Genomic DNA, 14,127 nt, shown 5'->3' with positions numbered 1-14,127 from the left:
CAGCGATAGCTGATGTTGATCTAGAAAAAATATGGAATCATTATCAGGAGACAGATACATGGAATCAATGGGATGCGGGTATCGCATCAGTTTCTTTGAGAGGGCCATTTCAAAATGGAACGGAAGGTACATTGCTTCAGCAAGGAAATACAGTTCCCTTTTGGCTTGAACAAGTGGAGAAACATCGGTCATTTTCTGTCATGGCCAATATGTCGCATACCAATGTAAAAATTGAATTTTCTCATGTGCTTCAAAAGCAAAAAGAAGGTCTTCACATAACGCATGGGATTGTATTAGAAGGAGCTGAAGCAAAAAAATGGGGAGAAATCATCGGGCATGAACTGTCTAAAGACATCCCGGCGGCTGTCAGCAGGCTTGTCCACCTTTGCGGAGGAGTGATAAAATGAACACGAAATATTGGATCGGCGTTGTGTCAGAGCAGCATGTATTAAAAGGTGCTGCCGGCGGTTTTGCACAGCTGTGTCACGGAAAAAAAGCCCCGCTCGCCAAAATGAAAGAGGGAGATTGGCTAATTTATTATTCTCCGAGAGACGCATATCCAGACGGCAAACTGCTGCGAAGTTTTACTGCGATCGGCAAAGTGAAAAGCGGAAACATCTACCCATATCAAATGGCTCCGAATTTTATCCCATACCGATTAGATATAGACTACTATCCATGCGATAAAATCGGTTTTTACGGCATTAAATCACAACTTGAATTCGTTCAGGAAACCAAGCATCTCGGCTTTTTATTTCGGAGAGGACACTTTGAAATCAGCAAAAATGACTTTTTGACAATATCACAAGCGATGGGAGTAAATATAAGTGGAATGGCACTCTGAATTTAGCGGTCCGAACAAAAGCCCGGGTTTTTTATTATGGCAGGTTACACAAAGCTGGCAGCGGGAAGTGGGAAAAGCGTTGGCTGAGTTTGATCTGACCCACGTTCAATTTGTTCTGCTGACCTCGTGCAGGTACATGATTGCCCACGGAGAAACCGTCACGCAAAAAAACCTCGCAAGCTTCAGCCAGACCAATATCATGATGGTTTCGGAGGTTGTGCGGACGCTTGAGAGAAAAGGATTTATCCAAAGAAGCAAAAATCCTCAGGATAAAAGAGAGGTCCTCCTGTCACTTACAGAAACAGGAGGAGAAAAAGTAACAGCGGCTCTGCCGATTGTTGAGGAGATTGATCAAGCCTTCTTTGCGGCTGCGATGGAAAAAGAGAACTTTTTGAGCGGCTTGCAGGAACTTTTAAAAAATGAGTAAACACGGGCAGCGCCAGCTGTCTTTTTTTATGTGTTTTTTTCGGTTTTTGATACACTAGAGAAAGAACGATAAAATTGGAGGCTTTGGTTACATGGAAACGTCAGCCCTTTTAAAACAGCAAATTGCGAAAGAAATAGGTTTATCACAAAAACACGTTGAAAGTGTCATCCGCCTGCTTGAGGACGGCAACACAGTCCCGTTTATCGCCCGATATCGAAAAGAGCAGACGGGTTCAATGGATGAGGTTCAGATTCAGACGATTTCTGAACGCTGGCAATACATACAAAACCTGAATCAGCGAAAAGAAGAAGTCATCAGGCTCATTGCAGAGCAGGATAAACTGACAGATGACTTAAAACGAAAAATTGAGCAATCGGTGAAGCTTCAGGAAGTGGAAGACCTTTACCGCCCGTATAAACAAAAACGCAAAACAAAGGCGACAGTCGCGAAAAGCAAAGGCCTCGAGCCGCTTGCCGACTATATCTTGACACTTCCGCAGGATGATCGTCTGGCAGAAATCGCAGACCAATACATCAGTGAAGAAAAAGAAGTGTTCACAAGGGAAGAAGCGATTGAAGGCGCCAAGCACATTATTGCGGAACAAATCTCAGACGAGCCGAATTTCAGAAAGTGGATTCGCCAGGAGACCTTTAAAGAAGGAACCATTAAGTCTACAGCCGGTAAGTCGGCAGACACCGACGAGAAAAATGTTTATGAAATGTATTACGAGTATGAAGAGCCGATCGCAAAAGTCGTTCCGCACAGGGTGCTGGCGATGAACCGCGGCGAAAAAGAAGACATTTTAAAGGTATCTATCGAACCTCCTGCGGATCACATCAAGGCGTATTTAGAAAAACAAATCATTAAAAACCGCTCAACATTCGTAAAAGAGATTTTGCAGGAGACGATTGAAGACAGCTATAAAAGGCTGATCCAGCCGGCAATAGAGCGTGAAATCAGAAAAGAGCTGTCAGAAAAAGCGGATGAACAGGCGATTCATATTTTCTCTGAAAACTTGAGAAAGCTTCTGCTTCAGCCGCCGATGAAAGGCAAAACCGTTCTCGGTGTTGACCCGGCCTTCCGAACTGGCTGTAAGCTCGCTGTGTCAGATGAGACCGGAAAAGTCTTGAAAATTGATGTCATCTACCCGCATGCGCCAGTCAAAAAAACGAAGGAAGCCCATGAAAAAGTCAAAGCGATTCTTGAGCAGTATCAAGTCGAGATGGTGGCGATCGGAAACGGCACGGCGTCCAGAGAAACGGAGCAATTCATCGTCAATGTACTGAAGGACATGTCGCGTGAAATTTATTATGTGATCGTCAATGAAGCGGGAGCAAGTGTATATTCAGCTTCTGAGCTTGCTAGAGAAGAATTCCCTGAACTTCAGGTTGAAGAGCGCAGCGCCGTATCTATTGCGAGAAGACTTCAAGACCCGCTCGCGGAACTCGTCAAAATCGATCCAAAGTCTGTGGGTGTCGGGCAGTATCAGCATGACGTCAGCCAAAAACGCTTAAATGAATCTCTGCGTTTCGTCGTCGAAACGGTCGTTAACCAGGTTGGAGTAAACGTCAACACAGCATCCGCCGCGCTGCTTCAATATGTAGCGGGATTATCAAAGTCTGTCGCAGGTAACATTGTCAAAAAACGTGAGGAAATCGGGAAGTTTTCGAATCGAAAGGAATTGAAGGACATCCCGAGACTCGGTGCGAAAACCTATGAGCAGTGTATCGGTTTCTTAAGAGTGCAGGAAGGGACAGAGCCTTTGGACAGAACAGGCATCCACCCGGAAAGCTACAAAGAAACAAAAGCACTATTGAAAAAGCTCGGCCTTTCAACAGAAGAAATCGGCACGGCGGAATTGAAGGGCAAAATCAATCAGCTGGCGCTTTCTGAAACGGCAAAAGAGCTGGGAATCGGAGAAATCACCCTGAAAGATATTTGTGAACAGCTGACAAGGCCGGAACGCGATCCGCGTGACGAGGTTCCTAAGCCTTTGCTGAAAACAGACGTCCTTCAGCTGGAAGATTTGAAAGAGGGAATGGAGCTGCAGGGCACCGTGCGCAATGTAGTGGACTTCGGAGCGTTTGTTGATATCGGAGTCAAACAAGACGGGCTTGTGCATATCTCAAAACTCAGCAATCAATTCGTCAAGCATCCTCTTGATGTCGTAGCTGTCGGCGATATTGTGACGGTTTGGGTTGACGGCGTAGATGTACAAAAAGGCAGAGTATCGCTGTCTATGGTAAAATAAAAGCACTGCTTACGAGCAGTGTTTTTTCCTATAGAAATACCAGCATTGATTCAGCAATTTAATTTGGTAATTATCTTTTTCAAGGAACGCTTTTTGCATCTGTTTTTTAAGCCAATTTGGCATAGGCTCATTCCTCCTCAGCTTTTATCATATGAGGGACGGTGATTACCATATTGTATGCGAACGGTGAATTGTCCCGTTCAATGTTTTTTAAGTGAGGTGCACCATGGATAACAAAGAGCTTCAAAAGCTGACAGAGGATATTTCTGAAACGTATTTTAAAAAGCCTTTCCGCCATCAGGCGCTTTTTAATGACCGGCTCAAGACCACGGGCGGAAGGTACCTGTTAACCTCTCATAACATTGAATTGAACAGGAAATATTTGATTGAGCACGGCAGGGAGGAACTGATCGGCATCATTAAGCACGAGCTCTGCCATTATCATCTTCACCTTGAGGGAAAAGGGTACAAGCACAGAGACAGAGATTTTCGAGTGCTGCTGCAGCAGGTCAACGCGCCAAGGTTCTGTACATCCCTTAAGAAAAAAACAGAAAGCAAAAAAACTTATATGTATATCTGCACGGCCTGCGGCCAACAGTATATAAAGAAGCGTGCCATGAACCCTGACAGATACAGATGCGGAAAATGCCGCGGAAAAATAAAAAGAATTTTTTCGTGAAAAAGGTTGACGAATATGGCAAGCCTATGTTACATTATAAAAGTCGTCACGAGAGATAAATAAAAACATTTACCTCTTGACACTGTAAATCGAGGCTGATATAATAAGTCTTGTCTCATTATTCCACAGTAGCTCAGTGGTAGAGCTATCGGCTGTTAACCGATCGGTCGCAGGTTCGAATCCTGCCTGTGGAGCCATATTGGAGAAGTACTCAAGTGGCTGAAGAGGCGCCCCTGCTAAGGGTGTAGGTCGCGTAAGCGGCGCGAGGGTTCAAATCCCTCCTTCTCCGCCATAAGAATTCGATATAAGTTCTCAACCATCGGCCCGTTGGTCAAGCGGTTAAGACACCGCCCTTTCACGGCGGTAACACGGGTTCGAATCCCGTACGGGTCATTCCATTTTCGTTGGGCTATAGCCAAGCGGTAAGGCAACGGACTTTGACTCCGTCATGCGTTGGTTCGAATCCAGCTAGCCCAGCCATTTTTATTTTTGAAATTGAATAGTAAGAGCCATTAGCTCAGTTGGTAGAGCATCTGACTTTTAATCAGAGGGTCGAAGGTTCGAGTCCTTCATGGCTCACCATTTGTCTTTTTGCGGGTGTGGCGGAATTGGCAGACGCGCTAGACTTAGGATCTAGTGTCTTACGACGTGGGGGTTCGAGTCCCTTCACCCGCACTTTATTTACAAAGTGCACGCAAATCGGTTTTACTTGGTTAAGAGCCTAATAAACCAGCACAAACAATTTAATGATCACGCGGTCGTGGCGGAATGGCAGACGCGCTAGGTTGAGGGCCTAGTGGGTGAATAACCCGTGGAGGTTCAAGTCCTCTCGGCCGCATCAATGATACCAAGGGTTGTAGACCCCTGGTATTTTTTGTGCTTATTTTCAAATTTGCCACTGTCCACAAACTGCCCACTTATTTGGTGTAAGTCACTACAGTAGACACCGCACAAACGTTTTAACCATTTATTAGTAGTTAATAATGCCTCAAGCTCCAAGTTGCAAAAGTAGAGAAAGAATTGCTAAGCATGGAAGAAAACCAAGATGCCCTGTTATATTATCAGCTATTAGAATTTAGACAAGAGCTAATGCTGAGTTATATGAAATCTAAGGAAATAGAAGATCTCCATAATGCTTATGAAACTATAAAAGAAATTGGGAAGCTAGGGCAATTAACTGGCATGTTGGAATACTATTTTTACTTTTTTAAGGGTATGTACGAGTTTAGGCGTAAAGAATTAACTACGGCGATAAGTGCCTATCGAATAGCTGAATCAAAGCTGTCGGAAGTTGAGGATGAAATAGAAAAAGCAGAGTTTTTTTTCAAAGTGTCCTATGTATATTATTATATGAAACAAACATATTTCTCCATGAATTATGCAAATCGTGCACTCAAAATATTTAGAGAGTATGAAGAGTATGCTGTCCAGACTGTACGTTGTCAATTTATTGTAGCAGGAAACCTGATCGATTCTTTAGAATATGAAAGAGCCTTGGAACAATTTTTAAACTCTCTGGAAATTGCCAAGGAAAGTAACATAGAGCATTTAATTGCAATGTCACACATGAATATTGGGATTTGTTATGATGAATTGAAAGAATATAAAAAGGCTTCACAACATTTAACCTTGGCGTTAGAAATTTTTGAAAAATCAAAACATAGTTTCCTAACAAAGACTTTATTCACTTTAACCTATGTTGAAGCAAAACAACAAAATTATGATGTTGCTTTGATATACTTTAGGAAAGGGCGATTTATTGCCGATAAAAGTGATGATAAAGAATACTCAGCGAAATTCAAAATATTAGAGGGGTTATTTTTTTCTGATGGAGAGACTCAATTAATAAAGAATGCATTTTCATATCTGGCTTCGAGGAAGATGTTTGCTGATGTTGAAAATTTTTCGATTGAAGTCGCTGATTATTTTCGTGAACAAGGAAATTTAATGCTCTCTAATGAATATTATCGTATGAGTATTGAAGCAAGACGAAAAATTAAAAAAGGGGAGATTATTAATGAAAATCAGCCGGATTCTATTGGCAGCAGTGATTTTAAGTAGTGTATTTTCAATAACTTATTTGCAAAGTGATCATAGTACAGAAGTCAAAGTGGCTGCAGATAGGGTAGGGGCATAAGGGTACTGAAAAGGCTTAATCTTTATTAAAAGGTTAAGCTTTTTTGGGCTATAAATGTAATCATCAAAGGAGTCAATCAATAGACATGGAACAGGTTAATAATTTGTCACAATTTAAAGAGATGGTACAAAAACATTCAACTGGAGAAACATATTATAGAGGTCAACTATCTCATTATACTGATATCAATTCAAGTATTTCGAGAGATAAGGGATATGTATTAAATGAAGATAAAATTTTCACCGAGTCAGTTTTGATAATGCCAAACGAATTCGAACACATTCATGAACCTATTGATTATTTGGCTAAAATGCAACATTATAATATTCCAACTCGTTTAATTGATATGACTGTAAATCCACTTATAGCTTTATTTTTTGCAGTAGAGAATGTTGATGATGAAAATGATGGTATCGTTTATATTTTTGATAAAAATGGTGAAATGAAAGATTGTAAACATGTACGTCTACTTTCATTGTTAGCTAAAATTAATGATTATACCTTCTCTTTTATACAGAAAAAATATGAAGAACATTATGGCGAAATCATTACCATTCCTGAAATAACTCAATATTCAACAAAACCAGCGTTTATAAAATATAGTCAAAATGAAGATAAAACAAATATTCGAATCACAAATCAAAAAGGTACATTCGCTATTTGTTGTAACGAAATGTCTCCTAGTGGTACGCTAGGACAAAATATTATGCCTTTAGTAAGTGACATTAAAGTTAAAATCCGAATCCCATATGAATATAAAAAAGTAGTTAAACAAGAGTTAGATAATGAAGGGATAAATAAAGCTTTTATATACCCTGAATTACCGTCAGTAGGGGATTATGTAAGAGAAAAATACAAATACAGAAACTATGCTAAGGAAAATATTTATACAATTGTTAACACTATGGATGTATCCACGCGTGCTGCAAAACGGCTTTCACTGATGGTAGTGTTGGAAAAGCCTCAGGACATAGAGCAAATTAAAGATATTTGTAAAACTATATTCAATGGTTATCAACAGTCACAAGATGTTATTTGGATATACATAGCGAAAAATGGTGAAGATTACAAAAATGTAAATTGGATAATGAGAGCTCAGTGGATCAGACCTACATTAAATGAGTTGTTTAAACCTCTTCCGATTGGTAACTCAAAAGATGGGGAATACTGCTGGGATTATTCAGAGGATTATTCTGTTATATCGGATTTCTACAAAACAATGTCTTAAGTCATCATTGATTTTGGTGCCCAATTAGTTGCCCTGAATTCACGAAAAGGAATAAAAAGGGTGTAAATAAAGTTTCTATTTTAAAATTATCGTAAAAGCAATAATAACTAATCGGCGAAGAAAGGATAATCAGTCAAATGAAAACATTAGCTATCGTTATACACCCTAATTTGGAAACGTCTGTTGTCAACAAAACCTGGATGAATCGTTTAAAGCAAGAGAATGACATTACGGTTCATGACCTGTACGGTGAATACCCTAATTTTATCATTGATGTAGAAAAAGAGCAGCAGCTCCTGTTAGATCATGAGCGTATCGTTTTTCAGTTCCCAATGTATTGGTACAGCAGTCCCGCGTTACTCAAACAATGGGAAGATGATGTGTTAACACATGGCTGGGCTTATGGAACTGGGGGAACTAAATTGCATGGAAAAGAACTACTCTTAGCTATCTCCTTAGGCGCACAGGAATCTGATTATCAAGCAGGCGGAGAATATAATATCACGATCAGCGAGCTTATCAGACCGTTTCAAGTCACTGCTAACTATATAGGAATGCGTTTTCTTCCTGCGTTTACACAATATGGGACACTTCACCTTTCAAAAGAAGATGTTAAGAACAGTGCGGAGAAATTGGTTGAATATCTAAAAGCTGAGCATTGATCCGGTATTCGCGAGGGAAGCTGAAACAAATTATGTGTTGTGAAAATAAGGGGTTGTGATAGATTTTAATAAACTTAATTTCAAAGTTACATCGAATACTGAATTCAGGGGAGCATAGAGCGAGGGCTTAAAATTAATTAAAGCAGGGCAATGAGTACATATTTCTTGATGAAATGTAGAGTTCCTTGGTCTCTAATAGGTGCCCAATTTGTGTCCAGAATTCATGAAAAATGATGAAAATAAGTATAAATGAAATAAACAGATGCTTTGAATAAAAGCTTTTGTAACTCATGATATGTTTTTACTAGGTTGAGGGTCTGCCTTAGAAAACCATACCAAAACATCTTGGTATGGTTTTCTATGTTGTAATCATTCAATTCACAAAAAACTTCATTTTGAGAATAGTAAAGATTAATCTCCCCAATCCTCATCTTCATCTAAGTCCTCTTTACCTTTTTCAAGTCGCTGAAGAAAAAATTCAAGAAAATTACTTGCAGCAGTATAACCATATCCTTCACTGTTATCCCAAAGAATAACCGGACACTCTCCATCTACCATTCTGTTTGTATCAAGACAATAAGAGAATTCATCTATATACTCTATAACAACAAGACCTGGTATAAGACCGTAAAATGTTCTGTATTCTTTTGTTTGCTCTACAACTTCAGCGCCTTCAGAGTCATAACCAAGGATCATTGTTCCGTATGCACCACCAGAACCATACTCTTTTAAAAACCATTTATAACTTTCGGGGAGAGAAACTTCAAGTTCTTCTTCTATCTCATGAATCTCTTTCTCGCTGACTCCTCCAGTGATAATAGAGAATTCTTTGTTTTCTTCTAAAAACTTTTGTATTGTTGAGTAATCCATAATATTCACCTCTTACTGTTGTTTTTCGAATTGTTGTGCTCTCCATTTCCAATATCTCTTTCTAAAACTGTCGTACTGAGCAGAAAGTTCGGGATTGTTCCTAAAACTTTGCCCGTTTTCCTTTAAACCATGGAGAATATTGTGATATTTTTTGTGTAGGCTTTCAGGAACTTCAACCATTGTACCAGGTTCTTCTTGGATTAAATGATGTAGGTTTATTTGTGTTCCATCCTTTGCAAAAGGTGCATTGCCAAGTTTCATTAATTGAAGATTTGTTTGGCCTTTACGATTTTTTTGATTTAAGTCTATATCTTTTAACATATACACTTTTCGGCTTACGTCTTTTATATTTCCTTTAGCTTTCACTTTTCCTTCTATTTCTGCAGCAGTATATTTTTCTTTATTTAACCAAGGAACATCAATGTATTTCCCCGTAAAAGGTTTCCGAGTTACATCAGCTACCTTCTTGGAAAACTGATGGAATGATTTTTTATAACTCTCCCCATCTATTGTGTTGAATGGAAAAGTCCCTGAACCACCAGCCATTGCATACTGTTGTTCAAAAACATTTGGTATTTTAACGTATTCAATACCTTTTTTTATTCCTACTTTTGAAGCTTCAAGTGTCTTAATTGCAGCAACTTTTGAACCGGCTTTTGCAACTTTGGATACTTTATCAATACCCTTTGAACCCACTAATGCAAGAACAACCGTACTGCCTACATAGGAAACCCATTTTGCTCTGCTGTAGCTGTCTCCATTAATCATATCACGTTGAAATGTGTCTTCTATGTCTTTTGCTATGATCTTATAAGTATCGATTGGATGTAAGGCTGCGTTCACAGTTCCAGAAAGCGATTCAATCGGGTGTCTTGCAAGTTGATAGAGACCCATCACTGTATCTTTACCTGCTTCATACATTCCCACTGCAATACCTTTTCCAATTTCAGCTTTTTGTTGGAGTTCTTCGAGCTGGCGGAAATAAACTTGCTGGTCAGGTTCCAAATTCTCGTATCCTATTTTCTTCGCAATTTTTAAATACTCGTCTGGATCTGTTACCTTTACAAGCTGTTTTTTCAAATCTTTTATTTCGCGTTTTTTAGCTTCTTCTTTTTTGATCTTCAAATAAGCTTCAGATTGCTTCTCGATATCGCTTTTTTTCTTATGTATATCGCTCTCACGATATGCCTTGGCATTATAGTGAAGGGGTGTAGCATTTTTGCCCTTACCTGTTGACTCCTGTAACTTTTGAAAGTCTGCTTTAATGAATTGTTCGTTAGGTTCAGTCATTGCATATTCAGTTTTTAAGTGTTCGTCCACATCGCCTATTTTATCAATAGTCTTTTTCCGTTTGTTTTCGGCAGAAGAGAGCTCATCCTTAAAAGTCTCTGTTGAAAATAAATCAAGTGGAAGAATATCATCGATATCATTCAGAATATCTTTCATTGCTTTCTTCTGCTCAGACATAATTGATTTTGATTTTTTAGATGCGTTTGCTAATTCATGTTCTAAGAAGGATTCCTCGATATATGCATCAGATAAGCTGGCATCTTCTAAAACACCGGAGATACTAGTAAGGAAAGCGATCTTCATTTCAATTAAATCAATCCATTGATCAGTGACACCCACATGATCGTGATAAAATGCTTTGATATTGTTTGCTCCCTTGCCAGAGAACTCACTGTCATCCAGATCAGCAACAGCCTTAAATGCTTTTCTTAGCTTAATCATTTGATTTTTCAATTCTTTATAATCTTTTGCTCGGTTTTCAGCTTCAGATAACAAAGACTTAGCTTCAAATACCTTCATTGTCCAATCCTTTCAGTGATTTTATATCTAAATATTACCATGAAATAGATGTGAAAGTTTTAAAAAAGTTTAAGGGGAGGGAACGAATGCTAGATCACGAATAAAACGACAAGGATAACAATGGCAACTTGCGTCAGCATATTGACAATCAAAAAGCAGACTGGGAAGAGTCTACTTTCTCATTTGAATGGTGAATTATCTAGGGAAAAGAGATAAGTTAAAGGAGTAGACTATTTAACAAGACCAAAATGAAAAATAAGATAAATAAAAGCAGGGCCATAACATATTAGTATATAAAATACGTTATATCCCTTCTAGTCCCACTAACGCACTCGTTACTTTAACTGTAAATGTTCGCTATGTTATGGAATAAAAACAAGTATCAGTCAGCTTGCTGCCATCTGCGGATAAATCATCATTTCTTAATGTGCCTTCGAATACAAACCCCAGTCTTTCTGGGATAGCACGACTTTTAAGGTTTGTTGATTCACACCTTATTTCAATTCTTCTAAATTTTAAATTGTTTAACCCAAAGTCAGCTAATTTCTTTACTGCTTCTGTCATGTATCCATTCCCGCTAAATTTAGTATTTACCCAGTACCCAATTTCACACTTAGGAATGGCCCAGTCAATTCTCTGAAGGCTAGTTATTCCAATAAAGTTAATCCCTCTTTTTTCAGAAATAAGAAAACGAAAACTTTCTCTTTTTAAAAAATGTATGTGAGCATTTCTTAAATTTATCTCTGTTTCTTCAACAGTAGGAAGTTCTTGAGCAAATGGCAACCACGCTTTTAATTCACCAAAGGAATCTCTAATTGCTTGGTTTACAATTTCCCCATCTCCTGTTTGGCGTGGTGCTCGCAGAATTAGTCTTTCTGTTTCTAATTGAAAAGGAACATCTAACAACAAAGGATTCATTTGATTCCTCCTCTCCAAAAATTAAATATTAAAAAAGAAAGTAATAAAAAACATCTCCAAGAACTAAGAGTTATGACTTCTTGTTATCTCTCTGGAAGGGTTACTCTGAAATCCTCTTCTATCTCTTTGATTTGTTTGTCAGTGACGCCTCCAGTAAGAATTGAATATTTTTTATTCTCATCAAAGAATTTTTTCACTCTAGAGTAATTCATATTCATGCATCAGATAAGCTGGCATCTTCTAGAACACCGGAGATACTAGTAAGGAAAGCGATCTTCATTTCAATTAAATCAATCCATTGATCAGTGACACCCACATGATCGTGATAAAATGCTTTGATATTGTTTGCTCCCTTGCCAGAGAACTCACTTTCATCAAGATCAGCAATAACCTTAAATGCTTTTCTTAGCTTCATCATTTGATTTTTCAATTCTTTATAATCTTTTGCTCGGTTTTCAGCTTCAGATAACAAAGACTTAGCTTCAAATACCTTCATTGTCCAATCCTTTCAGTGATTTTATATCTAAATATTACCATGGAATAGATGTGAAAGTTTTAAAAAAAGTTTAAGGGGAGGGAACGAATTTTAGATCACTTGGCATAATGTAAGTTGGAGAAGTAACAGTTGTTTATATTCAAAATATATTTGTCTTTCATTTTTGAAACGGAATCAAAAACATTTAATTAAATTCCGAAGATAGTGTTAGGAAGACTGTATAATAAAAAGAGATACAGAATATGGGGGAACTAAAAGTGAGTTTAGGGAAATCAGTTGCACTACACATAAAAGATAAACAAGCCATTAAACCGACAGGGTTCTGGACATTTTTCTGTAACCCAAAGGTTTGGGCTATTGATGATTTTTTGAGTTCAAACCAAATAGAAGATACATTTTCCATTACAAGTTGGCAAAAAGAGTGGTTTAAGGAAGGTCAACAAGGGCTAATTAGAGTTGGACATGATAACCGGAATAAAGAAATGTTAAATGGTAAACCAAAATTAAATCGAGGTATTTATGCGGTAGTAGAAATAACGGGAAAACCCGTCTACTCATCTGATAAGGATGAAAATTATTATTATGAAGAAAGTGATCATTTCAATTACCGAGTACCAGTTAGATACATAAAGAATTTGCTGCATTCACCAATCTTACTTGAGGATCTAGATTTTGAAAATGATGAATATGATAAGTACTTAATCGAAGGGTTTCAAGCCTCATCAATGCCGTTAAATCCAAAAGCATTTAAAAAGATATCTTCATTGATTCATAACACTGATGCACATCCTTTGAGAATTGGAGAACAATACTCAAGAAAAAATATTTACAAGATTTTTAATGTACCAGAGGGTAAACAGGGCGGGAATTGGAACACGGGGTATACTTCGTTTAATAATGATGTATTTGTCTTTGTTAATATAAGTTCTGCCGGAAGAACGGGGCATGATTACGATAATAAATTTATCGGAGATGACCTTCAATGGTTTGGTAAGAATAGTCATTCATTACAAAATGCTTCTATTCAATCTATGTTAAAACCCAAAGGTAATATTTATATTTTCACACGGGAAGATAGTAATAATCCCCTGTTTACTTATCAAGGAAATGCTAGAGTAAAAGAATTTCATGATACTAAGCCAGTCAAAATTATTTGGGAATTTAATGATGAAAAAGAAATCCGACATAATCAAATGGCTGAAGAAATTGATAAACCAACAAGATATATTGAAGGAGCCACAAAAAAGGTATCAGTCAACGTTTATGAGAGAAATCCCATAGCGAGGAAAAAGTGTTTAGAGCATTACGGTTTTAGTTGTGTCATTTGTGGGTTTGATTTTGAGAAGATATTCGGAGAATTGGGTAAAGGCTTTATTCACGTACATCATATAATTGAGTTAAATCAGATAGGCAAGGAGTACGAAATTGACCCGATCAACGATTTACGTCCAGTTTGTCCAAATTGTCATGCTATGTTGCATAAGAAAAAACCAGCTTTCACGGTTGAGGAGTTAGTAGAAATTATCAACGATAATAGATAAAAGCCAATTATTTCTTAAATTAGATTTCGACTTCATTTTTACTCCTGAATATAAATTAACAAGTGTAAGTGCGATTTTGTAACAAAAAACACAGTTCACTTTATTAAAAGCCTAGTTTATGAACCATACCAAGTAATGCTGGTATGGTTTTTTATTCTTAAAATAGTGCATTGACTAAATTAAGTTTATAAACCAAAGAGGACAGCCCTCTTTAATAGAATATGATATTTTGGTACTAAAGTTTTAATTTTAAGGTTAAATTAAG

Annotated in this window: 12 protein-coding genes, 7 tRNA genes and 3 pseudogenes; 17 read left to right on the top strand and 5 right to left on the bottom strand. The window is 37.8% G+C overall.

The window, feature by feature from the left end:
* The first annotated feature begins 114 nt into the window (after window positions 1–114).
* From LWH95_RS02285 to LWH95_RS02270, 4 genes and pseudogenes are all read left to right on the top strand, one after another.
* A pseudogene (locus LWH95_RS02285) lies at window positions 115–407 on the top strand (hypothetical protein).
* Entirely contained in the window at window positions 404–844 is a 441-nt protein-coding gene (locus LWH95_RS02280; RefSeq protein ID WP_133488399.1) for an EVE domain-containing protein, read from the top strand. Before LWH95_RS02285 ends, LWH95_RS02280 begins: the two are co-directional and overlap by 4 nt.
* The gene (locus LWH95_RS02275; RefSeq protein ID WP_232918881.1) at window positions 828–1,271 is read left to right on the top strand and encodes a MarR family winged helix-turn-helix transcriptional regulator; all 444 of its coding nucleotides are present in this window, start codon (window positions 828–830) and stop codon (window positions 1,269–1,271) included. Before LWH95_RS02280 ends, LWH95_RS02275 begins: the two co-directional genes overlap by 17 nt.
* A 91-nt stretch (window positions 1,272–1,362) precedes the next feature.
* Entirely contained in the window at window positions 1,363–3,522 is a 2,160-nt protein-coding gene (locus LWH95_RS02270) for a Tex family protein (protein ID WP_232918880.1), read from the top strand.
* Window positions 3,523–3,531: 9 nt separating this feature from the next.
* On the opposite strand, the gene cmpA is transcribed toward LWH95_RS02270, so the two are convergent.
* Window positions 3,532–3,645 carry a cortex morphogenetic protein CmpA gene (gene cmpA / locus LWH95_RS02265; RefSeq protein ID WP_003225207.1) on the bottom strand — a complete coding sequence of 38 codons (114 nt, stop codon included), beginning with the start codon at window positions 3,643–3,645 and terminating at the stop codon, window positions 3,532–3,534.
* 103 nt (window positions 3,646–3,748) lie between these two features.
* Between cmpA and LWH95_RS02260 the strand changes: the two genes are divergently transcribed.
* From LWH95_RS02260 to LWH95_RS02205, 12 genes and pseudogenes are all read left to right on the top strand, one after another.
* Window positions 3,749–4,201, top strand: a complete 453-nt coding sequence (locus LWH95_RS02260; protein WP_232918879.1) for a SprT family protein — start codon at window positions 3,749–3,751, stop codon at window positions 4,199–4,201.
* A 122-nt stretch (window positions 4,202–4,323) separates the two neighbouring features.
* Window positions 4,324–4,398, top strand: a tRNA-Asn gene (locus LWH95_RS02255).
* Between the two features lie 4 nt (window positions 4,399–4,402).
* Window positions 4,403–4,493 (top strand) — tRNA-Ser (locus LWH95_RS02250).
* A gap of 29 nt (window positions 4,494–4,522) precedes the next feature.
* Window positions 4,523–4,594, top strand: a tRNA-Glu gene (locus LWH95_RS02245).
* A gap of 12 nt (window positions 4,595–4,606) precedes the next feature.
* Window positions 4,607–4,681: transfer RNA gene (locus LWH95_RS02240), tRNA-Gln, on the top strand.
* Between the two features lie 26 nt (window positions 4,682–4,707).
* A tRNA-Lys gene (locus LWH95_RS02235) sits at window positions 4,708–4,783 on the top strand.
* Between the two features lie 11 nt (window positions 4,784–4,794).
* Window positions 4,795–4,876, top strand: a tRNA-Leu gene (locus LWH95_RS02230).
* A gap of 79 nt (window positions 4,877–4,955) precedes the next feature.
* A tRNA-Leu gene (locus tag LWH95_RS02225) sits at window positions 4,956–5,039 on the top strand.
* Window positions 5,040–5,206: 167 nt separating this feature from the next.
* Window positions 5,207–6,262 (top strand): annotated as a pseudogene (locus LWH95_RS02220) (tetratricopeptide repeat protein); the annotation flags it as partial.
* On the top strand, window positions 6,219–6,338 hold the full coding sequence (phrI, locus tag LWH95_RS02215; RefSeq protein ID WP_076983188.1) for a phosphatase RapI inhibitor PhrI: 120 nt from the start codon (window positions 6,219–6,221) through the stop codon (window positions 6,336–6,338). The pseudogene LWH95_RS02220 and the gene phrI, both read left to right, overlap by 44 nt.
* Window positions 6,339–6,423: 85 nt before the next feature.
* Window positions 6,424–7,566 carry an FRG domain-containing protein gene (locus LWH95_RS02210; RefSeq protein WP_232918878.1) on the top strand — a complete coding sequence of 381 codons (1,143 nt, stop codon included), beginning with the start codon at window positions 6,424–6,426 and terminating at the stop codon, window positions 7,564–7,566.
* Between the two features lie 137 nt (window positions 7,567–7,703).
* Complete coding sequence (locus LWH95_RS02205) at window positions 7,704–8,228, top strand: NAD(P)H-dependent oxidoreductase (protein ID WP_232918877.1); 525 nt, start codon at window positions 7,704–7,706, stop codon at window positions 8,226–8,228.
* A gap of 411 nt (window positions 8,229–8,639) precedes the next feature.
* Here LWH95_RS02205 and LWH95_RS02200 read toward each other — a convergent pair whose 3' ends face one another.
* The 4 genes and pseudogenes from LWH95_RS02200 to LWH95_RS02185 form a co-directional block, all read right to left on the bottom strand.
* Complete coding sequence (locus LWH95_RS02200) at window positions 8,640–9,098, bottom strand: SMI1/KNR4 family protein (protein WP_232918876.1); 459 nt, start codon at window positions 9,096–9,098, stop codon at window positions 8,640–8,642.
* A 12-nt stretch (window positions 9,099–9,110) separates the two neighbouring features.
* Window positions 9,111–10,907, bottom strand: a complete 1,797-nt coding sequence (locus tag LWH95_RS02195) for a T7SS effector LXG polymorphic toxin (protein ID WP_232918875.1) — start codon at window positions 10,905–10,907, stop codon at window positions 9,111–9,113.
* Between the two features lie 357 nt (window positions 10,908–11,264).
* Window positions 11,265–11,825 (bottom strand): GNAT family N-acetyltransferase, encoded by a 561-nt coding sequence (locus LWH95_RS02190; RefSeq protein WP_232918874.1) that lies wholly within the window; start codon window positions 11,823–11,825, stop codon window positions 11,265–11,267.
* Window positions 11,826–12,042: 217 nt separating this feature from the next.
* Window positions 12,043–12,321, bottom strand: a pseudogene (locus tag LWH95_RS02185) (T7SS effector LXG polymorphic toxin); the annotation flags it as partial.
* A 242-nt stretch (window positions 12,322–12,563) separates the two neighbouring features.
* On the opposite strand from LWH95_RS02185, the gene LWH95_RS02180 reads away from it, so the two are divergent.
* Complete coding sequence (locus LWH95_RS02180; RefSeq protein WP_232918873.1) at window positions 12,564–13,862, top strand: DUF3427 domain-containing protein; 1,299 nt, start codon at window positions 12,564–12,566, stop codon at window positions 13,860–13,862.
* The last annotated feature ends 265 nt before the right edge of the window (window positions 13,863–14,127 follow it).

This window comes from Bacillus sp. G16 (assembly GCF_021282335.1).
Taxonomy (GTDB): Bacteria; Bacillota; Bacilli; order Bacillales; family Bacillaceae; genus Bacillus; species Bacillus inaquosorum.
Note: the sequence above shows the minus strand (reverse complement) of the source record. Positions and strands in the feature narration are given on the sequence as shown.

Bases quoted from the DNA above. Each gene is read 5' to 3' on its own strand.
- cmpA (WP_003225207.1), bottom strand. From the start codon at position 3,645: ATGCCAAATTGGCTTAAAAAACAGATGCAAAAAGCGTTCCTTGAAAAA.
- LWH95_RS02205 (WP_232918877.1), top strand. From the start codon at position 7,704: ATGAAAACATTAGCTATCGTTATACACCCTAATTTGGAAACGTCTGTT.
- LWH95_RS02280 (WP_133488399.1), top strand. From the start codon at position 404: ATGAACACGAAATATTGGATCGGCGTTGTGTCAGAGCAGCATGTATTA.
- LWH95_RS02195 (WP_232918875.1), bottom strand. From the start codon at position 10,907: ATGAAGGTATTTGAAGCTAAGTCTTTGTTATCTGAAGCTGAAAACCGA.
- LWH95_RS02180 (WP_232918873.1), top strand. From the start codon at position 12,564: ATGGGGGAACTAAAAGTGAGTTTAGGGAAATCAGTTGCACTACACATA.
- LWH95_RS02200 (WP_232918876.1), bottom strand. From the start codon at position 9,098: ATGGATTACTCAACAATACAAAAGTTTTTAGAAGAAAACAAAGAATTC.
- LWH95_RS02190 (WP_232918874.1), bottom strand. From the start codon at position 11,825: ATGAATCCTTTGTTGTTAGATGTTCCTTTTCAATTAGAAACAGAAAGA.
- LWH95_RS02210 (WP_232918878.1), top strand. From the start codon at position 6,424: ATGGAACAGGTTAATAATTTGTCACAATTTAAAGAGATGGTACAAAAA.
- phrI (WP_076983188.1), top strand. From the start codon at position 6,219: ATGAAAATCAGCCGGATTCTATTGGCAGCAGTGATTTTAAGTAGTGTA.
- LWH95_RS02260 (WP_232918879.1), top strand. From the start codon at position 3,749: ATGGATAACAAAGAGCTTCAAAAGCTGACAGAGGATATTTCTGAAACG.
- LWH95_RS02270 (WP_232918880.1), top strand. From the start codon at position 1,363: ATGGAAACGTCAGCCCTTTTAAAACAGCAAATTGCGAAAGAAATAGGT.